Annotated in this window: 27 protein-coding genes, 2 riboswitches and 1 other annotated feature; of the genes, 8 read left to right on the forward strand and 19 right to left on the reverse strand. The window is 37.8% G+C overall.

The annotated features are described in order from the left end of the window. Positions 1 to 107 precede the first annotated feature (107 nt). From LDK52_RS12245 to LDK52_RS12255, 3 genes are read right to left on the reverse strand one after another with little or no spacing between them, the layout of a single operon-like run. The gene (locus tag LDK52_RS12245) at positions 108 to 266 is read right to left on the reverse strand and encodes a Fur-regulated basic protein FbpA (RefSeq protein WP_277586237.1); all 159 of its coding nucleotides are present in this window, start codon (positions 264 to 266) and stop codon (positions 108 to 110) included. A 37-nt stretch (positions 267 to 303) separates the two neighbouring features. Then, positions 304 to 903, reverse strand: a complete 600-nt coding sequence (locus LDK52_RS12250) for a VanZ family protein (protein ID WP_277586238.1) — start codon at positions 901 to 903, stop codon at positions 304 to 306. A 4-nt stretch (positions 904 to 907) separates the two neighbouring features. Next, the gene (locus tag LDK52_RS12255; protein WP_277586239.1) at positions 908 to 1,642 is read right to left on the reverse strand and encodes an AAA family ATPase; all 735 of its coding nucleotides are present in this window, start codon (positions 1,640 to 1,642) and stop codon (positions 908 to 910) included. A gap of 54 nt (positions 1,643 to 1,696) precedes the next feature. Here LDK52_RS12255 and LDK52_RS12260 point away from each other — a divergent pair, with 54 nt between their 5' ends. Both LDK52_RS12260 and LDK52_RS12265 read left to right on the forward strand, forming a co-directional pair. Then, on the forward strand, positions 1,697 to 2,305 hold the full coding sequence (locus LDK52_RS12260; RefSeq protein ID WP_277586240.1) for a DUF3298 and DUF4163 domain-containing protein: 609 nt from the start codon (positions 1,697 to 1,699) through the stop codon (positions 2,303 to 2,305). Positions 2,306 to 2,366: 61 nt separating this feature from the next. After that, positions 2,367 to 3,146, forward strand: coding sequence for an HAD family hydrolase (locus tag LDK52_RS12265; RefSeq protein ID WP_277586241.1), 780 nt, complete (start codon positions 2,367 to 2,369; stop codon positions 3,144 to 3,146). Positions 3,147 to 3,499: 353 nt separating this feature from the next. Here the strand turns inward: LDK52_RS12265 and serA are convergent, their stop codons facing one another. Continuing rightward, positions 3,500 to 5,086, reverse strand: coding sequence for a phosphoglycerate dehydrogenase (serA, locus tag LDK52_RS12270; protein WP_277586242.1), 1,587 nt, complete (start codon positions 5,084 to 5,086; stop codon positions 3,500 to 3,502). A gap of 85 nt (positions 5,087 to 5,171) precedes the next feature. Then, positions 5,172 to 5,406: a binding site (T-box leader), on the reverse strand. A 377-nt stretch (positions 5,407 to 5,783) separates the two neighbouring features. Between serA and LDK52_RS12275 the strand changes: the two genes are divergently transcribed. Then, a complete protein-coding gene (locus tag LDK52_RS12275) occupies positions 5,784 to 7,148 on the forward strand; it encodes an aspartate kinase (protein WP_277586243.1) in 1,365 nt (454 codons plus the stop codon). A gap of 33 nt (positions 7,149 to 7,181) precedes the next feature. Here LDK52_RS12275 and LDK52_RS12280 read toward each other — a convergent pair whose 3' ends face one another. Both LDK52_RS12280 and LDK52_RS12285 read right to left on the reverse strand, forming a co-directional pair. Beyond that, on the reverse strand, positions 7,182 to 8,159 hold the full coding sequence (locus LDK52_RS12280) for a bifunctional NUDIX hydrolase family protein/GNAT family N-acetyltransferase (RefSeq protein ID WP_277586244.1): 978 nt from the start codon (positions 8,157 to 8,159) through the stop codon (positions 7,182 to 7,184). A 398-nt stretch (positions 8,160 to 8,557) separates the two neighbouring features. Continuing rightward, positions 8,558 to 9,832 carry an MDR family MFS transporter gene (locus LDK52_RS12285; RefSeq protein ID WP_277586245.1) on the reverse strand — a complete coding sequence of 425 codons (1,275 nt, stop codon included), beginning with the start codon at positions 9,830 to 9,832 and terminating at the stop codon, positions 8,558 to 8,560. Between the two features lie 97 nt (positions 9,833 to 9,929). Here LDK52_RS12285 and LDK52_RS12290 point away from each other — a divergent pair, with 97 nt between their 5' ends. Continuing rightward, entirely contained in the window at positions 9,930 to 10,076 is a 147-nt protein-coding gene (locus LDK52_RS12290) for a hypothetical protein (RefSeq protein WP_277586246.1), read from the forward strand. Here the strand turns inward: LDK52_RS12290 and LDK52_RS12295 are convergent. From LDK52_RS12295 to LDK52_RS12330, 8 genes are all read right to left on the reverse strand, one after another. Then, positions 10,073 to 11,359: a globin-coupled sensor protein gene (locus LDK52_RS12295; RefSeq protein ID WP_277586247.1), complete on the reverse strand. Its 1,287-nt coding sequence runs from the start codon at positions 11,357 to 11,359 to the stop codon at positions 10,073 to 10,075. The two genes, LDK52_RS12290 and LDK52_RS12295, sit on opposite strands and share 4 nt — an antisense overlap. A 202-nt stretch (positions 11,360 to 11,561) precedes the next feature. Further along, positions 11,562 to 12,002 carry a cell wall hydrolase gene (locus LDK52_RS12300; protein ID WP_277586248.1) on the reverse strand — a complete coding sequence of 147 codons (441 nt, stop codon included), beginning with the start codon at positions 12,000 to 12,002 and terminating at the stop codon, positions 11,562 to 11,564. Positions 12,003 to 12,103: 101 nt separating this feature from the next. Then, the gene (locus LDK52_RS12305; RefSeq protein WP_277586249.1) at positions 12,104 to 13,378 is read right to left on the reverse strand and encodes a nucleobase:cation symporter-2 family protein; all 1,275 of its coding nucleotides are present in this window, start codon (positions 13,376 to 13,378) and stop codon (positions 12,104 to 12,106) included. Beyond that, positions 13,375 to 13,962 carry a xanthine phosphoribosyltransferase gene (locus LDK52_RS12310; RefSeq protein ID WP_277586250.1) on the reverse strand — a complete coding sequence of 196 codons (588 nt, stop codon included), beginning with the start codon at positions 13,960 to 13,962 and terminating at the stop codon, positions 13,375 to 13,377. The genes LDK52_RS12305 and LDK52_RS12310 overlap by 4 nt, the downstream gene beginning before the upstream one ends. A 148-nt stretch (positions 13,963 to 14,110) precedes the next feature. Beyond that, positions 14,111 to 14,212, reverse strand: a riboswitch (purine riboswitch). A gap of 243 nt (positions 14,213 to 14,455) precedes the next feature. Next, complete coding sequence (locus LDK52_RS12315) at positions 14,456 to 14,746, reverse strand: hypothetical protein (protein ID WP_277586251.1); 291 nt, start codon at positions 14,744 to 14,746, stop codon at positions 14,456 to 14,458. 74 nt (positions 14,747 to 14,820) lie between these two features. Next, positions 14,821 to 15,729 carry a methyl-accepting chemotaxis protein gene (locus tag LDK52_RS12320; protein WP_277586252.1) on the reverse strand — a complete coding sequence of 303 codons (909 nt, stop codon included), beginning with the start codon at positions 15,727 to 15,729 and terminating at the stop codon, positions 14,821 to 14,823. A 24-nt stretch (positions 15,730 to 15,753) separates the two neighbouring features. Then, entirely contained in the window at positions 15,754 to 16,842 is a 1,089-nt protein-coding gene (locus tag LDK52_RS12325; protein WP_277586253.1) for an NAD(P)/FAD-dependent oxidoreductase, read from the reverse strand. Positions 16,843 to 16,845: 3 nt separating this feature from the next. Further along, on the reverse strand, positions 16,846 to 17,877 hold the full coding sequence (locus LDK52_RS12330) for a S66 family peptidase (RefSeq protein WP_277586254.1): 1,032 nt from the start codon (positions 17,875 to 17,877) through the stop codon (positions 16,846 to 16,848). 119 nt (positions 17,878 to 17,996) lie between these two features. On the opposite strand from LDK52_RS12330, the gene ypfJ reads away from it, so the two are divergent. The 3 genes from ypfJ to LDK52_RS12345 all read left to right on the forward strand — a co-directional run bounded on the left by ypfJ (position 17,997) and on the right by LDK52_RS12345 (position 20,704). Beyond that, positions 17,997 to 18,845, forward strand: a complete 849-nt coding sequence (gene ypfJ / locus LDK52_RS12335) for a KPN_02809 family neutral zinc metallopeptidase (RefSeq protein ID WP_277586255.1) — start codon at positions 17,997 to 17,999, stop codon at positions 18,843 to 18,845. Positions 18,846 to 18,917: 72 nt separating this feature from the next. After that, positions 18,918 to 19,763, forward strand: coding sequence for a diaminopimelate epimerase (gene dapF, locus LDK52_RS12340; RefSeq protein ID WP_277586364.1), 846 nt, complete (start codon positions 18,918 to 18,920; stop codon positions 19,761 to 19,763). A 374-nt stretch (positions 19,764 to 20,137) separates the two neighbouring features. Then, on the forward strand, positions 20,138 to 20,704 hold the full coding sequence (locus LDK52_RS12345) for a 3D domain-containing protein (RefSeq protein ID WP_277586256.1): 567 nt from the start codon (positions 20,138 to 20,140) through the stop codon (positions 20,702 to 20,704). Between the two features lie 16 nt (positions 20,705 to 20,720). Here LDK52_RS12345 and LDK52_RS12350 read toward each other — a convergent pair whose 3' ends face one another. Next, the gene (locus LDK52_RS12350; RefSeq protein ID WP_277586257.1) at positions 20,721 to 21,362 is read right to left on the reverse strand and encodes an NUDIX hydrolase; all 642 of its coding nucleotides are present in this window, start codon (positions 21,360 to 21,362) and stop codon (positions 20,721 to 20,723) included. 141 nt (positions 21,363 to 21,503) lie between these two features. Then, positions 21,504 to 21,548: riboswitch (PreQ1 riboswitch) on the forward strand. A 7-nt stretch (positions 21,549 to 21,555) separates the two neighbouring features. Here LDK52_RS12350 and LDK52_RS12355 point away from each other — a divergent pair. After that, positions 21,556 to 22,038 (forward strand): QueT transporter family protein, encoded by a 483-nt coding sequence (locus tag LDK52_RS12355; RefSeq protein ID WP_277586258.1) that lies wholly within the window; start codon positions 21,556 to 21,558, stop codon positions 22,036 to 22,038. A gap of 43 nt (positions 22,039 to 22,081) precedes the next feature. Here LDK52_RS12355 and LDK52_RS12360 read toward each other — a convergent pair whose 3' ends face one another. From LDK52_RS12360 to LDK52_RS12375, 4 genes are all read right to left on the reverse strand, one after another. Next, positions 22,082 to 22,975 carry a glycine betaine ABC transporter substrate-binding protein gene (locus tag LDK52_RS12360; protein ID WP_277586259.1) on the reverse strand — a complete coding sequence of 298 codons (894 nt, stop codon included), beginning with the start codon at positions 22,973 to 22,975 and terminating at the stop codon, positions 22,082 to 22,084. Positions 22,976 to 22,979: 4 nt separating this feature from the next. Next, positions 22,980 to 23,624, reverse strand: a complete 645-nt coding sequence (locus tag LDK52_RS12365; RefSeq protein ID WP_277586260.1) for an ABC transporter permease — start codon at positions 23,622 to 23,624, stop codon at positions 22,980 to 22,982. After that, positions 23,625 to 24,587, reverse strand: coding sequence for an ABC transporter ATP-binding protein (locus LDK52_RS12370; RefSeq protein WP_277586261.1), 963 nt, complete (start codon positions 24,585 to 24,587; stop codon positions 23,625 to 23,627). A 425-nt stretch (positions 24,588 to 25,012) separates the two neighbouring features. Next, on the reverse strand, positions 25,013 to 25,990 hold the full coding sequence (locus LDK52_RS12375; protein ID WP_277586262.1) for a ring-cleaving dioxygenase: 978 nt from the start codon (positions 25,988 to 25,990) through the stop codon (positions 25,013 to 25,015). Between the last annotated feature and the right edge of the window lie 54 nt (positions 25,991 to 26,044).

Consider the following 26,044-nt stretch of genomic DNA (forward strand, 5'->3'; position numbering starts at 1 on the left):
TTTCCACCTTATCTGTATTTAAGTCAAGTGTACCATATTTTCTTTATCGACTATTATTTATAGATAATAGAGGTTTGTTCAAAAAAAAGTGCCCTTTAAACAGGCACTTATTTACTTTCCTCTTCAATTGTATATTCCTTCATTAATTCATAAAAATTCAACTCATATAATTGTCTACCATCAACTTTATATACACCTTTGTTTACAAATTCTTCAATAATGTCCTCACGTTTTTGCTCTGTTTGTGATTCTTTCATAATCTTCATTTCAATGTCTCCTTACAAAGTTTTATCAACTATATAATTACCCATTTTCACGTTTCATAAACTTGCTTTTTTTTACTCTTTTGAAAGCAGCTGTAAATGATGGGAAAGCTCTCCGAATAAAGTAATAGCATACATAGCCTAGAAAAGCCCCGAGCGTATTCAGCCATAAATCATCAACGTCACTGCTCCTGCTTTGCGGAATCTGCATAATTTCAATGAACAAAGAGATACACAATCCAACAAATACTGGAAATATAAAAAACTCCATCCTTCTAAAAAGAAGTGGTAACAGAAAACCAATAGGCATGAAAAGAATAATATTACCGAGGAAGTTAATATAAAACGGCTGCCAAAACCCTAAATAAACAATGGAATTATACGTTTCTTCTACGACACGAAATAGCTCTAAGTTTACACCAGTGGTATAGGCAGGCACATCATCTGTATTAGGTATTATTGTTTGAGAAAACAGACCAACAAGGACAGAGAAAAACACTAAAATTCCAAGCTCATGTAAAGTTTCTTTTAACTGGAATCCTCTCTTCTTCCAGCGGAGCAGTCGCCAAATGACAATCAACGGGAACGCGATCCCTATAAAAAATAACATATCATCTAAATAATTTATAATTACATGCATTTATCTACTCACCTTCAAATAGCTCTTCTAAAAATTTTTCCCGATGGTCTAAAAAGTATTTGGTAATTTGATAATGCCCGGTCATTTCATATTCTATCTCTTCAATCTCACCGTTATCAAAACTTAGGATCGTTGCCTCTGGAAATCCTAATATTATAGGAGAATGTGTTGCAATGATAAATTGGCAATTCTGTTCCTTGATCAAATCATGCATGATACGTAAAAAAGCTAATTGTCTCTGTGGTGATAATGCCGCTTCCGGCTCGTCTAACATATAGATAGCTTGCCCATTAAAGCGATTTAGAAATAAAGATAAATAAGACTCTCCATGTGATTGTTCATGAAGGGATTTTCCACCATAACCATCTAGTGCACCCTTACCAGGATTTTCTCTTTCCAGTTCGTCCATATGTGAAGCAAACTGGTAAAAAGATTCTGCCCGTAAAAAGAAACCATTCGTTACTTTTGGCATCCAGGAAAGTCTTAGGTATTTCCCCAACGCACTTTCTGCAGCATCCACATCATATAAGTTATTCCGACTTCCTCCAGCTGTATTAAACTCACACTTATCCGCGATTCCTTCTAATAAAGTCGATTTTCCTGTCCCATTCTCTCCTACAAAAAAAGTTACCGGAGAGGTTAACTCTAACTCTTTAAAGTTATTAATAGCTGGAATTGTGAATGGATATTGACTTTCCATTTGAGGTTCTTTGAAAAGGGTTACTCTATTTAAAAACATATGATTCCTCTCCCACTCATATTATTTATTATTACCGAAGAAAGGTTGTGTGCCTTGAATTTACCTGTTCGTATAGAAACGAAATATATTAGAAAAAGTTCACCAAAGATTAACGTGTATTATCCTATTGTAACTAACTTACCTCATCCTGCAGTAGAAAAAAAGATAAATGCAGCTATTATTCATGCACTAAACACACTATTAATCGATCAAGGATTTTACAGTGAGTTTTTAGTTGAGATGATCGGTAACTATGAGATCAAAACGAATAATCGTGGGGTTCTAAGCTTAAGTTTAACCGTTTATTCATTTGCAGGTGGCGCGCACGGACATACCATCACAAGATCACTCACTTTCGATGTAAAGACAGGTAAACAATACTTACTAAGTGAGCTGTTTAAACCGGGTAGTAATTATGTAAAAATTCTCTCTGAGATGATTAACAAAAAATTGGTCGAGTGGGATGTGCCTCTGATAGAAGATTTTACACAAATACGAACTGATCAAGATTTTTACATCGCAGATCACTCACTTGTTATTTATTTCCAATTGTATGAATTGACTCCATACGCGTATGGCTTCCCTTATTTTCCGATTACCATCAAAGATATAGAAGGAATTATTCTGGAAGGTGGAATTCTCGAAAAATTCCTTTCCTTCTAGTGACACGATATCTTTAGTACGGTAAAGTATTAAGTAAATACGTGCTGGAGGTTTATGGTGAATGAAAAAAGCAATTTTCTTCGACTTAGATGATACGTTACTATGGGATAATAAAAGCGTGGCCGTAGCGTTTCACAAAACATGTGCATATGCAGCGACACAAGTTCATGTAGATCCACTTGCTTTAGAACAAAAAGTACGTGCTGAAGCAAGTGCATTATACGATACATACGAAACACGTCCATTCACTCAAATGATCGGCATCAACCCCTTTGAAGGATTATGGGGAACATTTGACGACCCTTCAGAGGATTTCCAAAAAATGAAAGTCATCATACCGGAGTATCAACGATTAGCATGGACACTGGGATTAAAAAAACTAGGGATTGATAATGAAAAATTAGGAAGAGAACTAGCAGAATACTTTCCAAAAATGCGAAAAGAAAGTCCATTTATATATGAAGAAACCTATGAAGTGTTAGGTCAATTAAAAGAAAAGTATACATTGCTACTAATGACAAACGGTTCACCAAGTCTACAAAATATTAAACTGAAAATTACTCCGGAGATCGCCCCATATTTTGACCATATACTTATCTCTGGATCCTTCGGTAAAGGGAAGCCCGATCCATCCATTTTTGAACACGCACTAGAAATTGTCGGTCTAACGGCAGATGAAGTATTGATGGTCGGTGATAATCTAATGACCGACATTCTAGGTTCCTCTAGAGTCGGCATGCAATCTGTTTGGATCAACCGCGAGGAAAAGCTTAGCAGTGAAGAAGTAAAGCCTACCTATACAATTGAAAACTTACGGGAGCTGTTAACCCTGCTTGCATAAGCAAAAGGTGGATCCACGACAATTACTTTGTCGTAGATCCACCTTTTTTGTTTGTTGCGGGCATATGCGCTCTGCTCCCGGGAACATAACGATCAACCTCGGGTGTTCCGTCGTGGCTCGGGCGGATAGCCACTTAGCTTGGGCGTATACGCTCTGCTCTCGGGCGCTTAACGATCAACCTCGGGCGTTCCGTCGCATCTCGGGCGGATAGCCACTTAGCTTGGGCGTATACGCTCTGCTCTCGGGCGCATAACGATCAACCTCGGGCTTTTCGTCGCATCTCGGGCAGATAGCCACTTAGCTTGGGCGTATGCGCTCTGCTCTCGGGCGGATAACAATCAATAACAATCCCCTTATAGATCAATTGGTGTTGCATCAAAGATGTCTTCTAATGCTTTAAGTTGATCAATACCTGACTCTTCGACATGTTTATCAATAGAAATCATCATAATAGCGTCCCCACCTACTTCTGAACGTCCCACTTGCATCGCAGCGATATTAATACCTTCAGAAGCAAGTAATGTCCCTACACGCCCAATAGCTCCCGGCTGGTCTTTATGACGGATAAATAATAAGTAACCAGATGGGACTACGTCTACGATATAGTCGTCTATACGTACAATACGACCACCTAAGCCATTTAACAATGTACCCGCAACTTTTCTTGTTCCAGATGCTGTTTTCATTTCAACCGTTATCAAACTAGTAAATCCTTTTGATTTCGTTGTTTTTAATTCGTTTACAGTTATTCCTAAACGGTCTGCAAGGAATTTTGCATTTACATCATTAACTGATTCACCTAATTTGCTTTTTAGAAGGCCTTTTACAGCATTACGTGATAATGGACGAGTATCTAAATTTGCTAATTCGCCAGAATAAGTAATATTAACTTCCTCCGGTACTCCTTCTGCAAGGTCACTTAGGAATGAACCTAATTTCTCCGCTAAGTTAAAAAATGGCTCAATTTTAGCAAGTACATCATTTGGTACAGAAGAAAGGTTAACTGGATTTTTCACAGTCCCATTTTTCAGGAAGCTGACAACGTCATAAGAAACATCGATTGCTACAATTTCTTGTGCTTCTATTGTACTGGCACCTAAATGAGGTGTAGCAATAACCTGTGGTAGTGTTAATAATTTATGCTCTACAAATGGTTCTTCCTCAAATACATCTAGTGCTGCTCCAGCAACTTTACCTGACACGATTGCATCGTATAATGCATCTTCATCGATAATTCCACCACGAGCACAGTTTATAATTTGAACGCCGTCTTTCATTTTTTCAAATGCTTCTTTATTAAGAATATGACGAGTTTCTTTTAAAAGAGGCGTATGTACTGTTATAAAATCAGCCGCCTTGATAACATCCTCTACTGAACCAAATTGAACGCCTAATTTCTCTGCTTTTTCAGCCGTTAGGAATGGATCATACGCAATGACATTCATACGTTGTCCTTTGGCACGAAATGCTACTTCTTGTCCAATTCTTCCAAAGCCTACGACACCTAACGTTTTGTTCTTCACTTCTACACCTATAAATGTTTTGCGATCCCATTTTTTATTTTTCAAAGAATGGAAGGCTTGTGGAATATTGCGAGCAAGAGACATAAGCATAGCAATAGAATGTTCTGCTGCTGAGTTTGTATTTCCGTCTGGAGCATTAACTACTATAATTCCGCGCTCCGTGGCTGCAGTTAAATCGATGTTATCGACCCCAACTCCCGCACGACCAATAATTTTTAAATTAGTCCCTTTTTCAATAATTTCACGAGTAACCTGTGTTTGGCTACGAACTAATAATGCATCAAACTCGCCAATTTTTTCGCCCAGCTGCTCTGGAGTTAGCGTGGTATCTACAACAATATTAAATCCCTCTGCTTCTCTTAATGGGAAAATACCATCTTCACTTAGTGGATCACTGATTAGAATATTGAATGTCATATTATATTTCTCCTTTTGTTACAATATTTTTGTCCTCTTGCATAGCCTTTGAAAACATAAAAAGCCCTTCACTCCCTACAATCATGTAAGGGGCGAAGAGCTTATAAATAACTCACGCGGTACCACCCAAATTTTACTGCAATCATCTCGCAGATCTCAATTAGTATGCTTAACGCGCATTCACGGATGAACCTAAATCCTCTGTTTTCAGTCCACCAATTCTAGAGTGCTACCTAACAAACGAAACCACCGATTTACACCAACCATCAGCTCTCTTTAGATCTCCACTTTGTAAAGTCTATCTCCGTCAAAATTGTTCACGTGTTATTGAATTAAATACATCATACTCACCATTAAAAAAATTGTCAATATAGTTAAATAACTTGAAAACGCTACCATTTTATTTTTCCATCAAAAAACGTTGATTTCATGCAGTTTTCTCATTTAAAAAAATATTTTTATTTTTCATAATTCGTGTTCTAGTAGTATTTTCAGTATAAATTTTGTTAGTATACATTTTTCGATATAAAACACGAACTATAATAGTTAATACACAATTAAAGTTCGCATTATAAAAAATATACTTAAAGAAATAACTATAAAGTTATTGACCTTCATTGATATAATTTGTACACTGTATAAAACCATTTGTTTTTTCCATAAATACAATTATATTATAAAGTAAGGATTTGATTAGATGAAAGTAAGCAAATTTGGCGGAACATCTGTTGCAAGCTCAGTACAAATAAAAAAAGTGGCTGCAATTGTTAAAGCAGATCCATCTCGAAAATTCGTTGTTGTGTCTGCACCCGGTAAACGCTTCGATGATGATAAAAAAGTAACCGACTTATTGATTGAATTGGCAGTTGCAGCGATACATAATGAAGAAGTAGAAGAAAAACTCCGTCAAGTATTGGAACGTTATAAGGAAATTGCACAGGGTTTAGAACTAGATGAAACTATTTGTGAAGTCATTGAAGATGACCTACGTGCACGTATCAGTGAAGACCAAAGCGTTCTTGAATTGTTTGTAGACAATATTAAAGCAAGTGGAGAAGATAACAACGCAAAACTAATTTCTACTTATTTCACAAGTATTGGACTTGAAGCTCAATATGTAAATCCAAAAACTGCTGGATTAGTTGTCAATGATTTTCCTGAACGAGCACAAGCTTTGCCACAGGCATACGACAATCTTCATGCATTAAACAATCTTCCTGGCATTATTGTGTTCCCGGGCTTTTTTGGATATACACCAAACGGGACTCTTCGCACATTCGATCGTGGAGGCTCAGACATCACTGGTTCTATATTAGCAGCTGCTGTCAAAGCAAATTTATATGAAAACTTTACCGATGTAGATTCTGTATTTTGCGCTAATCCTAGAGTAGTGAACCATCCTGCGGAAATCGAAGAAATTACATATCGTGAAATGCGTGAGCTTTCTTATGCCGGCTTCTCCGTTTTTCATGATGAAGCATTAATGCCAGTTTTTAAAACCGGTATTCCCGTATGTATTAAAAATACAAATAATCCATCAACACCTGGCACGATGATCGTAGCTAAACGTAAAGCAAACAAACGTCCTGTAACTGGAATTTCGGCTGATAACGGATTTTCTATATTATATGTAAGCAAGTATTTGATGAACCGTGAAATCGGATTCGGTCGTAAACTGCTTCAAATTTTAGAAGAAGAGCATATTTCATATGAACACACACCATCCGGATTGGACGACATTTCCGTTATCATGCGTAGTCATCAACTCGATTCAGAAAAAGAAGAACGTATTATGAACCGTGTAATGAACGAACTAAAAGCAGATGATGCACATTTCCGTCATCATTTTTCGATGATTGTTATTGTTGGAGAAGGTATGAACAATAGTACTGGGCTTGCAGCTCGTGCTGCTTCCGCCATAGCAAATACTGGTGCAAATATTGAAATGATTAACCAAGGATCTTCAGAGGTCAGCCTTTCATTTGGAGTTCAAGAAAGTAGTGAGAACAAAATAGTGCGTGCCCTATACAGTGAATTTTTCTCTGCAGTAACAGTTGGATAACAAACAGGCTACCTCGCATAGAGATAGCCTGTTTTATATTGGTTTCAAATGATTTAAACTATTTGTTTTCATATAGTGAATGAGGGTCATCTGGTCATTTACCTTCCATTCATCATCTGTTTTCACATAGCCCATTTTCTCATATAAATAGCAATTTCTTTGTTCCTGCTTAATCGTATCTAGCTCCCAGCTAATTGCTTCAGGATACATACCTTCTAAACGTCTCATGACTTCTTGCGCGATACCTTTTCCTTGAAACTCTTCGAGGATATTTATCATATGTAATCGCATAATACCCGGAGACTTCGGATAAACATGAACACTTCCTACCAACAAACCATATTCATAGATTTTAAAGTAGTGCCCTTTTTGCAACCGTTCATTAAACCTTTCAAACGTTTGGAACACTGGGCTCGTGTCATGATCCTGATATTTTTCATAAATAGGTTGAAAAACCTTCTTCTGCATCTTAAATAATTCCTGCGCATCTGATAAACTAGCTTTCTTCAGAGAAATAGGTGATTGACTAATCTCAAATAGAGATTCTAAAATATGATAAGGAATGAATTCTCCACTTTCGACCAGTTCGAGTATTTCATCCACTGTTGCCCATCTAGCATCTGCTACCTCTTCGTATTGTAGGTTTAATTGGGTTAGTTCTATATCTTGTTTTACTAGCCAATGGTCGTCAAAACCACGAGAAAACTTTAAGGCAAAGACCAACTCCGCGTGCTCCATTTGTAACTCTATGCCTATTTCTTCTTTCGCCTCACGAATAGCACCCATTTCGCTAGTTTCTCCAACTAAAACAGCACCTGCAGCAGCACAGTCCCACATATTTGGCCATCCCTTTTTCCATGGTTGACGCTGTTGAATTAGAAACTGACCACTTTCATTCACAATCCAAATATGAACTACTTGATGATAGTCTCCTTCAGTCATTTCATCTCCTCTTATCCATGCCTTTCCTGTGCTCTCTCTAAACTCATTTAAGATATCCCACTGCTCCATTTCTTCACCCACTTAACTCAGTATTTGATTAAATTAGTATATCATTTTAGTTCCTTATTTTTGACCATATTTGACATTTATTTTATTGTGTGAGATAATAACTCAGTTAACATTTGGTACGACATAGTTTTTCGATTGGCATTCTGCTATATGTGTTTTTGATAATACTTATTCACACTGGAGCGGCTATAGGGTCGCAAGGACGTAAAAGAAGGTAGGGTTTACGTTGCTTAGGTTAGAAGGCAACCAGTGGAACAATTTACCGCGGCATTGAAAGAGGAACCTTTCATGGAAATTATTCCCCGAGCTTTTCGGGATGAAATTTAAAATTCAAAAGTTATGTTATACCTATACAAAATCAAGGGGTGTTCTCATTATGAGAGCGCCCCTTGTCCAATTTATGCAGCCATTTCTTTTTGGCGTTTATTGTATTCTTTAAACATCAATAGATAGATGAATCCACTCAGTAATGCTAATGCTGCTACTATTACAAATGTCCATGTAAAACCAATCCATGTGACTAGTGGGAATACTAAAGGTGCAATTGTACGACCGATTGTATAGCGCAGACTTGCTGCCGCAAAGTACTGTCCCCTCATATCCGCAGGAGCTAACTTGGAAACAAAGCTTTCCTGTAATCCAACTGTCGCCAATTCGCCAAATGTAAAGATTGCCATCGCAATTAGGAAGACCCAAAAATTCGCTGTCATCGGGAATATAAGCATTGCCACTGCGTATAAGAATGAGGATAGAAAAAACACCCACTTCTCTGGATACTTCGTCATCCATCTCGTAACAAATACCGTGAACAACACTACTAATAGTCCATTTTCAGAAAGCAAAATACCAAACGAACCTTCTCCAGTTACTGACCACTCCCTGTTAAACAAATTACCAAGCACTTGCTTATCGATCGCGTCTTTCATATAAACTGGTATAAGCATATCCAATTGCATAAATGTTTGTGCTAACAAAATACCAGCAATAACAAATAAGAAGAAAACCTTATCCTTCACGATCAACCCGTAAACTTTAACCTGATCGACGACTACCTGAATCCAATTATTCGAGCCGCTTGCCATCTTGGCCCTTACCTCGGTCGGTAATGTCTCTTCGGTTAAAAATCTAATAGCCAATCCAACCAAACAGAAAATAATTCCGGAAACTAATAAAAGCATAAAACGGTGATTAAAGAATAATATTGCACCTACTATCGGTCCAATAACTACCGAAATATTGATGGACGTATAGAACACCGAAAATACAGTACTTCGATCTTTTTCCTGCACAACATCGGCGACAATCGCTTGACTTGCAGGGTGATACAACGAACCAGCCATCCCGGCAATCGTGAATGCCACAAAGCTTAGCATCGGTGAATCGAACCAAGGCGAATTCGCAAACGCAAATAACATAAATGCTAACCCTTCTGCTGTTGCAGAGAAAAACAACATCGTCCTCCGACCAAATCTATCTGCACAATAACCTCCTATTAGATTAGCACCAACCGAAAATACTTGCGATGCAACCAGTAAAATCCCTGCCATGCTCGTACCAAATTCATCAGCAAAATAAATCGCTAAAAAGGGAAATACCATCCAAAAACTTGAATTACTAAAAAACTCACCAAATAAACGGACCTGCAAACTACGATCCCAATCTCTTATTCTCATTTTCTTTTCCTCACAACTCATTGATTAATTAGACTATCCTACCACATTATTTCGATTTTCGAAATAGACATTTTTATAACTAATGAATGAGGGTTGTATGAAAACCCGTGCTAGTCGACCGTTTATGAGTGTGATTGGACCGATTGTAAGCGTAATTCACCCGATTGTTCGTTGGATTCGACCGATTCTTTGTGACATTCAACCGATTGTTGATGTTATTCGACCGATTCCCTACATAAGCTAGATTTTTTGAATGGTCTCATCCAAAAGTTTAGTCGACTCTAGTATTTGAATGGATGCTGCACCAATGGATTCCACTGCAACAGTTAAGTCTTTAATATCTTTGCCGACAATCTCTGATTCAGCCGCTGCTTCACGAATCATGGAGGAAATACTCGCTAAAGAAGTGGCTGTTTGGTCACTTTTGTTCAGACCATTATTCGCTAATCGTTGAACATCTTCAATAGATTTTACTACTCCCTGTTGCGCAATATTCGAGTCGCCAACTAGCAAGTCAATTTGCTCTACAGAGTTTTTTGTTTGTTCTGCAAGGTTACGTACTTCTTCTGCTACTACTGCAAAACCTTTGCCATACTCTCCAGCTCTTGCTGCTTCTATCGCTGAATTCAATGCGAGCAAATTTGTTTTTGTCGCAATATCTTTGACTATTTTTACGACATTTAGAATTTCTTGAGAGGATCGGTTTAATTTGATAATTAAGCTTGACATCGACTTTGTTTTGTCGTAAATTTCCTGCGAATGACCCGTCAAGGTTTGTATGATTCGCTTCCCATCTTCGGCTTTTTCAATCGTCCTCTGTGAGATTTCGATTCCCTTCGCTACTTCTATCTCCACATCTTTTGTAGTTCCAATTAGCTCTTCTACCGAGGTGGTTGTCTCAGAAGATTGATATTCTAGGTTAGTAACGATACTTCCCAATGTTTCTTTGATAGCTCTTTTTATATGATCTTCTTTTTCCCTTACTTGCTCCTCGAGATACTTATCGTAAGCCTCTACAACTAATTGTTGCTCATAGTTAATTATTTTGTTTATAGATGCTACAAATTCGAGTTGTTTTTCAATTGGCAATTGAGCTAATTGTATTTTTTCCACTAAACTGTTTTGAAGCTGATAACATGCTCCTAAATAGCTTTTCGTTTTCAGCTGAATATGCACATGCATTTTAGCAATTTTCTTTCGTTTTTCTATGTACTCCTCGTTTAAAACTCCAGCAAACCACTCCCCAATGTGTATTATTAATGTTTGTTCTAAGCGATTGCGTGAACTATGTTTATTTATAATATCGAGTAATTCTTCATTTGCCATTAGGGAGTCATAGAAGTTCTTCACTGCTCCTGGAATATGGGGTACCAAATATGATTCCATTTGCTTAAGGTTAGCAAGATCCTTTTCGGTGAAATCAATCAACTGCAGTTGAATCAGTATATCTTTATCCCTGATATCGAAGTGTATATCCGGTCTATTTAACAAATTGATATATGGTGTAATTCGTTTTTTCCTAAACATTTTATTACCTCCAAAGTGGTTAGCACTACTATCCATGCTACCAAATAGGTATTTTGTCCACAGTGACTTTCCTCACATTTTTCAATATTTAACAATTTCTTTACAAGCATGAAGCCAACAAAACTAGAGCCTTACTACATGACACTATGTAGTAAGGCTCATTAAATTGGTTAAATACAAATCAAGTAAACAATACTTTTACCTACCCCATATAAACACTTTCACATGTTCCGGCTATTGGTTCATAGAAACAATGTTGTTTAAATTGACCTGTAAAAGGTTGATCGTACCATGTTGGAGGGCATTCGCCATATGGATTGAAATACCACAGTGCAAATTTCGCTGGGTGTTCTCTCCAATTTTCCAAAACTCGTCTTGCTAATTTCCTTTCATTTTCTCTCGCAGGCGAATAAAATAAATTACCTTTTTGAACAGCTTCAAAAGAATAATTTCCTCCCTGCACCTGATAAATGACGTCTTCAATTGTTCTTACATCTCTAAAATCTAAACAATCTGCTACAGCACGATTGACAATTACATTCCCAATATATAACATTCCTTGGTTTCCTTCGCCTTCGCCTTCCGCTCTCATCATCCTTGCCACTAAGTCAACGTCCACATCTCGATACTTTATTCTTGGCATTTTCTCACCTCACATTATAGTATGAGAAAAACTTCTTTTGTGTTTATGGATCCCAAAATAAAAAACTACGAAGGAATATCTCCTTCGTAGTCTCTAAAAAATTATGAATTTTTCCATCTTGGAATCATGTTGAATACGATATTTAAAACGATTGCAGTTACACTTCCAGCTACAATCCCATTACTCGTCAATATTTCCATGTTCTTTGGCAATTCAGCAAATAACTCAGGAACAACTGTTACACCAAGTCCGATACCGATTGAACATGCAATAATCATCGAGTTGTCCTCAGTATCAGACACTACTTTACTTAACATTTTTATCCCTTGTGCCACAATCATCCCGAACATAGCAATCATTGCTCCGCCTAATACAGAAGCGGGAATGATTGTTGTTAGAGCAGCAATCTTAGGGATAAAGCCAAGTACGATCAGCATTGCACCAGTTATATAAATAACTGTTTTCGATTTCACACCAGATATTTGCATAAGCCCTACATTTTGAGAAAATGTAGTATAAGGGAATGAGTTGAAAATCCCACCTAATACTACCGCAATTCCTTCTGCACGATAGCCTTTCGTTAAATCCTCTTTTTCAATTTTCTTCCCAAGCATATCTCCAAGCGCAAAGTACACGCCTGTAGATTCAACTAACGATACTATTGCTACTAACGTCATTGTAATAATAGGAGAAATTTCAAAAGTCGGTGTACCAAAGTAAAATGGTTGAACTATATGGAAAAAATCTGAATCTCGCACAGGAGAAAAGTCCACTTTCCCCATAAATGCTGCGGCAATCGTTCCACCAACAATCCCTATTAAAATAGAAATAGCTTTTATAAAGCCTGTAGAGAATCGGTATAACAACACAATAAATAGAAGGGTACCAAAGGCTAATGAAATGTTAGAAATGGAACCAAAATCAGCCGCTCCTTGTCCGCCACCCATATTATTAATAGCAACAGGTATTAACGTAATCCCGATAATAGTTACAACCGAACCTGTAACAACCGGAGGAAAAAATCTTACAAGCTTCCCAAAAAATCCACTTATTAATATAACGACTATACCAGAAACAATAATCGCTCCATAAATTGCGGATACCCCATAATCTCCTCCTATAGCAATCATTGGTCCAACTGCTGTAAAAGTACATCCCAATACTACAGGAAGTCCTATCCCAAAAAATCGATTACTCATAACCTGTAGAATGGTTGCCACACCACACATTAATATATCAATAGCTACTAAATATGTAAGCTGTTCTGTTGTAAGACCAATTGCTCCTCCAACGATTAACGGTACAATTACCGCTCCTGCATACATTGCAAGGACATGCTGAATACCAAGAGCAGTGTTTTTTAAAGCGTTATTCATCTTACAGTTTCCTCCTCAAAAAACTCCACTTTGCCGTTTGCCAATGATTTAATATTCGCTAGCGAATCCACACGAATACCTTTTTCACGAATAAGTTTTCCGCCTGGTTGAAAACCTTTTTCAATAACAATCCCAACGCCCGCAGTTTTCGCTCCTGCTTGATCTAGAATATCTAAAAGTCCTAAAACAGCTTGTCCATTAGCCAAAAAGTCATCAATGATCAATACTCTGTCTTCGTTATGGATAAAATCTTTTGATACAGAAATATCATTTGTTTCTCCTTTAGTAAAAGAGTGCACCTTAGAAGTAAATAAATTATCAGAGAGTGTTAGTGATTTACGCTTTCTAGCAAACACAACAGGAACATCTAATGTAAGACCAGCAAACATAGAAGGAGCAATACCAGAAGATTCAATCGTTAGTACTTTTGTGATTCCAGCATCCTTATAACGAGCTGCAAACTCATTGCCTATTGCTTGCATTAATACTGGATCAATTTGATGATTTAAAAAAGTATCTACTTTCAATACATTTTCCGACAGGACTTTACCATCTTGTTTAATTTTATCTTGTAGTAATTTCATAATTAATCGTTTCCTCTCCAGTTTTAATTTGGACAAACAAAAAGCCCGATTGAAATCGCAGCCACTCATTTATGGAGTGGAGCAATGTCATTCGAGCTAAAAAATCGAATTCGAAATAAAATCAATCGTGACAAAAGTGCCATAATCCAAGTATTCCATCGCCACCCATAGTCAGCTTGTTTACGGTAAGCTGGTAGATACTCGCAGGCCATATCCCTGCTATTATACGAGTTATTTCTATTTATTATTTCTCATTATAGCACTCACCAATACATTTACAATCGCTTAATGATTTGTTCTATGATTCATAAAATTCAGTCGAAATAACAACCAATGGGATTTTATGCCTAGGATAAAAGCGTATGTGACCGAGCGGTAAACGAACGACCGCCATTTTGCGCTATAAGCCCGAGAGTATAGCCCATAAGCCCGAGCCACACTGCTATACGTTCCCTACAAAAAAACACCCACGCTTATTTAAAAACGTAGATGTTTACGATTGTTCAGTTTTCAATGACTTGAAGCCTTGTATAAAGTGCAATGGATTTTCTTGAATTTGAAATGAAAAAACGCCTTGATTTGTATGGAGATACAAAAAGCCGCCTCCAAACGAGAATGGTTTATGAGATACATCATACACATGTTGCAGCTTAAACTTATGCCGCTCAGTTATGATTCCATCCATTGTTAACTGGAGTTCGAATTGTTTTTCAATCTGCTTCATTTGAAAATAGAAATCTATTTGTCGTTCAATTTCAATATACCCTATGAAATATGTACTCATTCGCTGTACCTCCTATACCTCATCTAGTTTAGCATGATTGGAGTGGGAATATACATATTGATGGCTCTCCCTGTTTAAATCAGTTTCACAAATTCAGCAGCTTGACTTTCTAATTTAATCGCTGCTGAGGAGATATCTTTGAACTCCTCCAAAGCAGACCGTATTTCTTCCTGACTTTTTTCTATACTTGCCTGGGAACTGTTATTACTAGTCGTTACTTTCTCAACCTGCTTCGCAATGCCTTCGATATTTTCACGTACTTCTACGATTGAGTTCTCCACTCTACCAGCCAATTTTCGCACTTCCTGAGCAACGACATTAAATCCACGTCCATGCTCTCCTGCACGTGCCGCTTCTATTGCTGCGTTCAATGCAAGTAAGTTCGTTTGAGCAGCAATTTCTCGGATTGTTTGCACGATTCCACGGATTGAATCGGCTTGAACTTGTAGACTTTGCAACGTTTCTGTATTTTCTTTTGATCTAGTTGCAATTTCATCAATTCGCTGAAGTAATTCCTCACTTCTATTTGTGCCAACCTCTGCGCGCGTACTTAAGTCGATTGACATATCTTTCAGTTCCTCTGTCACACCCACCAATATTTCATGACGCTCCGTTACATTTGTTGCAACTTTTGTGACCCCTAGCACCTTACCAGTAGAGCCGAATATCGGCATATAAGTCGCTTCTAACATAACGCTATTACCTTGTTTAGTTTTACGCTCTACCTTATCTTGAAAGTTCTTCCCACCAATTAAATCCTTCCAAAATTTTTCATATTCTGGACTTGTGAAAAAAACTGGAAAACATAGTTCTTTATGATTTTTCCCCATTAACTCGCTAACGGAATAGCCGACTTCTTTCGCAAAATTTTCATTAACATAAGCAACACGACGATCTAAATCGAATCGGATAATAGCTAAGTTCTTTTCTAAAGCCTCAACCACTGACATATCGTTTACTTCTTCTACTTGTGAATAATTCATAAACTCCAACCCCCCTATAAATCTTTACATTGGTGCATAATCTGTCAGATTTAAAACTGTTTCTTCCCCTAAGATTAATCTAGCTAACTCTGAACCAACAAACGGTCCTGCCGTTAAACCAGATGCCCCTAATCCGTTGGAAAAATAAATGGACTCATAACCAGGTAACTTCCCAATTATAGGGAGAAATTCTGGCGTATATGGTCTAAATCCTACACGAACTTCTGTAATAGCTGCACTACTTAGTGAACTTGCGATACTTATAGCGTTCTCTAAAAGCTCGTTCTTACCTGCCTCTGTGACCTCTGTATTATAACCAGTGTTTTCTTCGTATGTTGACCCGGCTACAACTTTTCCGTTATCAAATGTTAATAAATACTGATTCGTAGGTGGCAATACAACCGGCCATTCTCCAGTGTCCATATTATCCACTTGAAAATGCATGATCTGTGCCTTTTGAAAACTAACTTTCATATCCACACCTAGCTCCTGTGGTAACTCATTACCCCATGCACCTGCAGTTAACACGATCGTATCTGCTTCCAATAGGTAACCATCCACTGTTAAATCACCATTTAACAAGGTGGCATTGCCGTAAATTACTTCTACCCCTAATTTTTTAGCAGCACTTATTAATGCATCCCGCATCGCACTTCCATCCACTCGAGCAGCACCCTCCACATACAAAGAAGTAAAATCTTCTGATATTAGAGGAAATCGGACTTTCGTTTCTTCGGGTGATAATATTTTCAGTTCACCTATTTCAGGTGCATCCACTCTTTTTTCAAGTGCTCGTTCTAGCATTTTCTGTAGTTTTTTGGAATCATTCTGAAGAGCAATTGCCCCCACCTTTTTATAACCTGTGGAAGTCTCTCCTAGAGCCTCTAGCTCCCCTACAAGCTGATTATAATAGTTCGCTCCATTTTTCACCAATTCATACCATTTTTTATTTCTCCGTTGGGAAATCCAAGGACAAATGATCCCCGCTGCTGCAGCAGATGCCTGTCCCTTATCCTGACGATCGATAAGCGTAACTTTCACATTTCGTTTCGCAAGATGATACGCAGTTGATGCCCCTAGAATCCCCCCACCTATAACTACATAAGAAGTCATCGATTACTCCACTCCACTATCTAAAATAGAAAACGTTACATTTTCACAATTAATTTCTGCCATTGCCCCATATGGTAGTACGAATTTAGGTTCCGTATGTCCAAAGTTCAAGTTATACAAAATTGGCAGATTTTCTAAGAAAAGCTCCTTCATGATTAAACGAATGGACTCTTTGTATTCCTCATAGTACTTCTCGTTTTGGGGCTTACCAAAAATAATTCCTTTTGCTTGCTGAAGAATTCCTTGGGTACCATAATTACGAAGCCAATATTCCAAATTCCCAGGTAAAGGTAGTTCTTCAGACGTTTCAAAAAATAAAATACTGTCTCTCCAATATTCTTCTGTTGGCCAAAGTGATGTGCCTTTTGCAAATTCTAATACTTCGATACAACCTCCGATTAATCTTCCTTTTACTACTCCAGAACCTTGTAATAATTCATAGCCTTTATTGGGATTCATTTGACGTTTTTTATACTTGTTTCCAATGTTCCATTCTAATCGTTCACTCGTCCATTCAGTTGCTGGCTTTACTTCACCAATTGCCTCATTTGCAAACAAAGTCTTTTTCAATGCCTTAACTGTATATGCATGCATTTCCACATTTTCCGCGAAATCCGTTAATATAGCTGGTCCGTAAAAGGAGGAAACCCCTGCTTTATGACAAAATAGATGCGTTACAGTAGAGTCCGAATAGCCTATAAAAACTTTAGGATTGTCTCGAATTACATCAAAATCAATATATGGTAGTAATCGAATACTTTCACTACCACCAATATTTGAAAATATAGCTTTAATGGAAGGATCCTTAAATGCATTCATAAGGTCTTCTGCACGAGCTTGTGGGTTTTCATATAAATAGTCTCCACCTTTTAAACTATTTGGCATAGCTACAACTTCCAGACCAAACACATTCTGTAATCTGTCTATTCCTTGTTCATATCTCCAGCGTAAATCGGGTTCGCCTGCTCCTCCCCATGACAAACTAATTGTCGCTACCTTGTCGCCAGCTTTTAGCATTTTTGGTTTTATTAGCATCATAAATCCCCCTTTTTTTCATTATAAAGCAATCTGTCGTCCTTGAATGTCTAATTTAAATATTATTGGGTATAAAAATAATATACATACAATTTGAAGTGGAAAAGGATGTGTGAGTAATGAAATGGAAAGGTCGAACAGGTAGTTCCAACGTAGAAGACCGCAGGGGAATGGGTGGAGGCAAAGCCATCGCTGGCGTAGGCGGTGGTTTAGGGCTAATTATTGTAATCATTATTACGTTACTTGGTGGAAACCCTGAAGATCTGATGGGTAACCTTGGTACAACCGGTCAATCAAACAGTGTGCCTTATGAGGAAACCGAACAAGAAAAAGAACTATCGGAATTTGTTTCCGTTGTGCTTGCTGATACAGAAAAGGTTTGGACTAAAATATTTCAAGAAAACGGAATGGAATATGTGGAGCCAACTTTAGTGTTATATACAGAAAGTGTCAATTCGGCATGTGGTGCAGCTGGTGCATCAGTTGGGCCCTTCTATTGTCCGGGTGATCAAAAATTATATATTGACTTAAGTTTCTATCAGGAACTACAAACAAAATTCAATGCTCCTGGGGACTTTGCGATGGCTTACGTTATTGCACATGAAGTCGGTCACCATGTCCAAACTTTACTAGGAACAACTGAACAAGTAATGCCCCTACGTCAAAAACTTAATGAGGAAGAATTCAATAAATACCTTGTCCGCTTTGAGCTTCAGGCTGATTACTTCTCCGGAGTATGGGCAAAGCATGCGCAAGGAATGGGATATCTAGAAGAAGGAGATTTGGATGAAGCACTGACTGCTGCAAGTGCTGTTGGTGACGACACACTTCAAAAGCAAGCGATGGGCTATGTCGTTCCTGAAAGTTTCACGCATGGTACCTCTGAGCAACGTAAAGGTTGGTTTTATAAAGGCTATGAAAACGGGACGATTCAAGGTGGGGACACGTTTAATAGCAAAACTCCATAGTATATTTCCTCATTAATTCCTATGCTATAATGGGATAAATAAAAGAGGATTTAGACAAAAGGAGTCACGCTTATCATGAAAATTCCATTCACTAAAATGCATGGCTGCGGAAATGATTATATTTATATTAATTGTTTTGAGCATGCTATTGATGACCCTTATACGCTAAGCAAGCATCTATCTGACCGACATTTTGGTATTGGTGGAGATGGGATTGTATTAATATGTCCATCCGATATTGCAGATGCTAAGATGCGCATGTTCAATATAGATGGCAGTGAAGGGAAAATGTGTGGGAATGCTATTCGCTGTGTCGCCAAATACGTGTACGATAGTAATATTGCAACAAAAGAAGTGTTAAGCATCGATACACTTAGTGGTATAAAAACAATTGAACTCTTTATCGAAAATGGACAAATGACTTCCGCCAAAGTAAATATGGGCAAAGCCATTTTAGAACCAGCACTTATACCGGTACAGTCAAAAGGATCAAACCCTTTAATTAACTTCCCATTCCAGGTGGAGGATAAAACTTACCACATTACAACCATATCAATGGGTAACCCTCATTGTGTTACCTTCGTAGTAGACCCAATGCAAGTGGACTTACCCATGATTGGACCAAAATTTGAACACCATGCTTTTTTCCCGGAAAGTGTCAATATAGAGTTTGTCTCGGTAGAAAATCGCAACACGCTTCATATGCGCGTATGGGAACGCGGCAGTGGAGAAACACTTGCCTGTGGAACTGGGGCTTGCGCGGCAGTGGTAGCAGCAGTCCTAAATGGTCACTGCGACAAAGATTCCGATATAACCGTCAAACTATTAGGTGGAGATCTTGTCATCCGCTACACCGATGAAGGAGTATATATGACAGGGCCTGCAGTGACCGTCTTTGATGGAGAAATTTTAGTGTAATAATAGGTAGAGAGCCTTTCTAGTGAAAACTAGAGAGGTTTTTTTATTTGTATTATTTGTAGGATGAATCGAGTGGTTAAGGGTTATGTTGGTGAGTTTATGGGCTATTATTGAGCAGTTATGGCCTAAACTGAGTACTTTATGGGCTTTCATTGGTATAAGCGGCGAGTTTGGACGTGTTAAGGGCTATAAACAATTACAGCCCTTTATAAGTTTTGGTATAAAATTCAAATCTATTTAATAGACTATAATCTACTAATGTTAATATATGTAATATTATTCGGATTTGTAATGACATTGGTAAGTTACCGTAATACTCTCGTAATAAAGTACTGGTAAGATATTCTTAGACTAAATAGCAAGGAGAAGAGTATTTGAGAAGAATTCTTGGGACACTCATCATCACAATTGCAATATTGGTTAGCGGGTCAAGCACAAGCCTAGCCGCATCTTCAACTTACACTGTTCAAAAAGGAGATACTTTGTATAAAATTGCGAAAAAACACAAAGTGTCCGTATCAACTTTAATATCTTCGAATAATTTAAAATCAGATACGATTAAGACCGATCAAAAGTTAAATATTTCATCAAAAGTGGCAACTGCTACAAAGAAAAAGAAAATCCCGTCTAGATCTAACGATGATAAAGTAGTGAAAGAAATTATTGTTTCTGCAAGTGCATATACAGCAAACTGCAACGGATGCTCTGGTATCACTAGCACAGGCATTAACCTTAAACGTAATCCAGATGTAAAAGTCATCGCAGTAGATCCAAAAGTAATTCCACTTGGTACAAAAGTTCATGTGGAAGGTTATGGATATGCAGTAGCTGGAGATATAGGAAATGCCATTAAAGGTAATAAAATCGATGTATTTTTCGCAGCGAAAAGCGAGGCCTATAAATGGGGTCGTAAAAGTGTGACAATTAAAATCTTAGAATAAAATATAACCAACTTTCTTAACTGGAAAGTTGGTTTTTTAATGTAAAATTTATCATTTGGTTGCAAATGTCTTCGTAGTAAGATTGCTCATGCGGTACAAAACTCGTTTTTCCAACCTGTTGATGAATCAGAATTTTAGCACCATCTTCTTTTAATTTGTAACCGGAAATTCCTACTTCCATTATTTCACCTTTCCATAGTTTCACAAACTCGGAAAGCTCCACTCGAACTATTCCCCAAACTTCCTCTACTTCCAACGTAAATTGCTCCCATTCCGCTGAACAGTTATATAAAAATACATGGGCTAATTCATTATCTAATAATTCACCCGTTGTTACGGAATATTTCATAATACCAAGTGAATATAATTCCTCAAAGAGCACGTCAATCCCAAGCTCCTCTTTTACCTCTCTTATCCCATCAAAAACGGTTTCACTCGCCAATAAATGCCCAGCCGCAGTAATATCCAATAGCCCAGGATAATCCTTTTTCATTTCACTTCGTAACTGCAAGTAAACATACTCTTTCCCATCACGTTCACCTATAAACCAGCATTGGAAAGTCTCATGCCACAAACCATTTTTATGGATTTTCTCCCGGGTCTCCACACCTATTTGGTTATGATGCACGTCAAATATTTTAAGTAGCTCTTGCTCCATATAGATTCCCTCCGTTAACTTGTTCTCATCTAAAACCTTCCTTTACGTACTTTGTTCATTCTACCATAGGAAAACAAGGTTTACTTATGACAAATACCTTGACAGTTGTTAACATTTCGCATAGAATAACAGATTGTGAAAACTAACGTGGTTCGAGAACCTCCCACGGAAAAAAACTAAGGAGAAATGAATAATGAAAACAAAAACTATAGCAGTAACTGGTGTTATTGCCGCTCTTTATGTCGCGGTATCTCTACTAGTGGCTCCTTTTGCATTTGGTGCAGTACAGTTTCGTATTGCGGAGATGTTTAATCACTTAATCGTATTTAATAAAAAATACTTTTTAGGAATTGTATTAGGAGTATTTATCACAAATTTATTCTCCCCAATGATGGCTTATGACCTAACGTTTGGAGTAGCACATTCGATCATTACGTTATCACTATCGATTTTAGCGACGAAGTATGTAAAAGGAAATATTGCTCGTTTAGCTATTAATACCATTTTATTTACATTTACGATGTTTATTATCGCATTCGAATTAATGCTTTGGTTTGATATACCATTTTTATATACGTGGCTAACCGTTGCCATTGGTGAATTCGGTGTCCTAGCAGTTGGTACTCCGCTTATGCTTGCTTTAAACAAGCGTCTGAATTTCAAAACACTCATCTAAATAATTTCACCCGATTCTAGGAAATCTAGAACCGGGTGTTTTGTTATTCCTTTATTAATCCTTTTTCTACTAAAAAGTCACGAGCTACATCTTCCGGTTTATCACCATCAATATCTACTCTCGCATTCATCTTCAGCATATCCTCTTCCGATATTTTTCCTGCCAATTCATTTAGCGTATCTTCTAGCTCTGGAAATCTTTCCAGTGCATCCATACGAACAACTGGAGCGGCATCATACTTAGGGAAGAATCCTAAATCATCGGTTGTCGTTTGCAAATCAAAACGCTCAATTCGGCCATCCGTCGTAAATGCAGGGATGACATCCACATCTCCATTTTTCAATGCTTCGTACATAACATTTGGGTCTAGACTTTGCGTTTCCGTAAATACAAATGGATACGTATTTATTAGATCATCAAAGCCATCTCCTTTTCTTTCATAAAATGCATGAGGTGCACCAAAAACCATACCGCCTGTTTTAGAAGCCTCTACTAAATCAGAGTAAGTTTCCGCATTGTACTCATTATCCTTTGTATAAGCTAATGTATACGTATTTTCAAACCCTAGTGGACTTAACCATGTAGCTTCAAACTGCTCCTCATAGCCTTTTCTTACTCTTTCCATCACACTATCTGAGCTTTCTCCCACTTCAGATTCCTCTTTCAAAACATCCTTTAAACCCGTTCCAGTGTATTCCACATACAGGTCAATATCGCCTTTTTCCAATGCTGGAGTCATTATCGCTACTTCTCCAAGACCTTCTTTATATTCCACTTTGATATCTGTATTTCCCTCAATATATTGCCCTAAAATTTGAGGCAGAATAAATTGTTCCGTCCACGGTTTCCCACTAATTACTAATGATTCCTCTGAATCCGAGCAAGCACTTAAAAGCATTATTGCTGCAAGTCCCACTATCCCCATTAACTTTTTCATCCCATTAACCTCCCATTTTCATTCCTTTTGGTGTAGCTCTTTTCTCAATCCATTTTAATAATAAATCAAACAGAATTGCTAATAATGCTACAGGTAATGCACCTGCTAAAACAAGCGAGTTATTGTATGATTGCAATCCTCGATATATTACATCCCCTAACCCACCTGCTCCAACAAATGTCGCCAGTGTTGCTATCCCTACAGTCAGAACTGTAGCCGTTCGAATACCTGCCATTATAAATGGCAAAGCAAGCGGAAATTCAATCTGCCAAAGCAGCTGACTTTTCGTCATGCCCATCCCTCTTCCCGCCTCTATCATAGATTCATCAATATTTGAAATACCAGTATATGTATTACGTAAAATAGGTAAAAGTGCATAAATGATTAAGGCAATTAAAGCTGTATTCGCACCTATTCCAATGAGTGGAACAAGAAATCCGAATAATGCTAAGCTAGGTATTGTCTGAAAGATAGCGGTGATTCCTATAACTGGCTCTGCTAGTTTACGATACCTTGCCACTAATATTCCTAGAGGTAAGGCAATGGCAATTCCGATCGCTAAAGCAATAAAGGATAAGTAAATATGCTGAATAAATGCCTCTTGTATTAAATCTGAACGACTTTGAATCGTCTCTATAAAGTTGCTCACTTATCGCACCTCTTCCTTTGCAAGTATTGCTCGAAGAAGTATAGATTGATTCACAAAGCCTAGCTCCCTATCGTTTCGCTTTACTTGTATCCCCTTCGTACTGTCGTTTTCCAATAAAGCGATAGCTTCCTCCACTAACATAGAAGCATCAACCTCTATATAATGTGTTGCCGTTTCACTTTCAAAAAATGACACAAAGTCTTGTAATTCTCTTTTGCCAACCGATTTTTTCCTATTGATTCGTTCGACACCAATATAGTTTTTCACAAAGTCATTCATAGGATTTTCTATTAACTCTGTTGGAGTTGCTACTTGCTCAATCTTTCCATTTTTCATGACGATGATCATATCCGCAATTTTTAGTGCTTCATCTATATCATGCGTAACAAAAATGATTGTTTTCTTGATCTTCTCCTGTAAATACTTCATCTCATTTTGCAATTGTTCACGGCTTATCGGATCAAGTGCACTAAATGGTTCATCCATTAATATAATATCCGGATTCGCAGCAAGCGCACGCACTACACCTATTCGTTGCTGCTGCCCACCACTTAGCTCAAGCGGATATTTATGCAGATACTGTTCAGGTTCAAGTCCAACCATATTCATTAATTCGTGAATTCGAGCAGTCGTCTTATCCTTTGCCCACCCCTTCAAATTTGGTACGAGTCCTGCATTTTTTTCGATCGTCATATGCGGAAACAATCCAATTCGTTGAATAACATATCCAATCGTTTTCCTTAGTTCCACAGGATCTATAGTGGAGATCGCTTTCCCCTCCACGTAAACCTCACCAGACGTAGGAGTTTCTAAGCGATTGATAAGTTTTAGAAGTGTAGTTTTACCGCATCCACTCGGTCCAATGATGACGACTAATTGCTCTTTTGGAATTGTTAATGAGACATTCTGCAAAGCTTTCGTTCCATCTGGAAACACTTTGATAATATTTTCAAAACGAATCAACTCCCTTACCTCCTTTCTTCTACTATATTTACTCTTCATCATGTTTACCCTAAAAAGTTCGAGATAAAGCCTTCATTTTATCCATTTCGTGAAAAAATTTGGTGCGGTCTCTCGTATATAGCACTTTCTCTCTCGTATAGCAGTGGCTCTCTCGTATAGGACTTATTCGTTCTCGTATAGAACACACTCTCTCTCGTATAATGGCTGATCGCTCTCCATACTGTTTGTTACTTGCGGTTACCAACTGTTTACTGGCGTTCGCCGGATCTTTACTTGCTCTGTTAGCCGGGTTACTTGCTCATTTACTGTATTTACCGGCGCTCGTAGATCATTTACTTGCTAAACGGCTAATTTCCCCATATATATGTACTTGATTCAGTCATACAAAAAACCGTCTCCCTTTCAGGAAACGATTTTCTTTAAAATTATTCTTTTACAAACTCAATTGTGCTGCGGACTGTATCGATTGATCGCACGAGACCTTCGATTTGGTCGCGTTTTGGCTCTAAGAAAGGAGGCAATGACAATTTTTCTCCTAGTGTTTCATATGGTTCGTCTCCCATGAATCCTGGACCATCTGTTGCAAATTCAAATAGGATGCCGTTTGCAACTCTCGAATACAATGATTGGAAAAAGAAACGATCAACAAATCCTGATGTTTGGAAGCCAAAGCCTTCTATACGCTCTGTCCATTCATCTAGCACAGCTCGATCTTCTACTCGGAATGCTGCATGGTGAACTGTTCCAAAACCTTGACGACCTGGAGGAAGAATGATGTTTTTCTCCACAATAACCTGTGCACCATTTCCACCCTCACCTACTTCAAATAAGTGGAATGATCCTTCTTGTCCAATCTCTTTAAATAGCAAAACTTTTTCGAGCACTTCTTTCATATAGTCAAATTCAGCAATACGAATAGTAATCGGACCTAGACCAGTAATAGCATAATCTAGTGGAACGGGACCTTTTTGCCACGGTGTACCTGCTGCTACTCCAATATTTTTTTCGTCTGATACTAGTTGATATTGTTGGTCGTCAAAATCAACAAAAGACAGTACTTTTATTCCAAATTGCTCTTGGATCCCAAAATGCTTCACATCTAAGCGATCGAAACGTTTTACCCAATAATCTAAAGCAGCATCTGTTGGTACACGAAAGGCCGTACGATATATTTCATTTGTACCATGTGTCCCCTTTTGAATGTTTGGAAAATCGAAGAACGTCATATCCGTCCCTGCTCCACCAACATCATCTGCAAAAAACAAATGATAAGTTTTAATATCATCTTGATTGACCGTTTTCTTAACAAGTCGCATACCTAATACATAAGTGAAAAATTTGTAGTTTTCTTCCGCACTGCTTGTAATGGCAGTAACATGGTGCATACCTTTTAAATGATTCATATATATTCCTCCAATATTTTATCTTTAATTTAAACATCTCTAATTCAAAGTAAT

Source organism: Psychrobacillus antarcticus (assembly GCF_029533155.1).
Taxonomy (GTDB): Bacteria; Bacillota; Bacilli; order Bacillales_A; family Planococcaceae; genus Psychrobacillus; species Psychrobacillus antarcticus.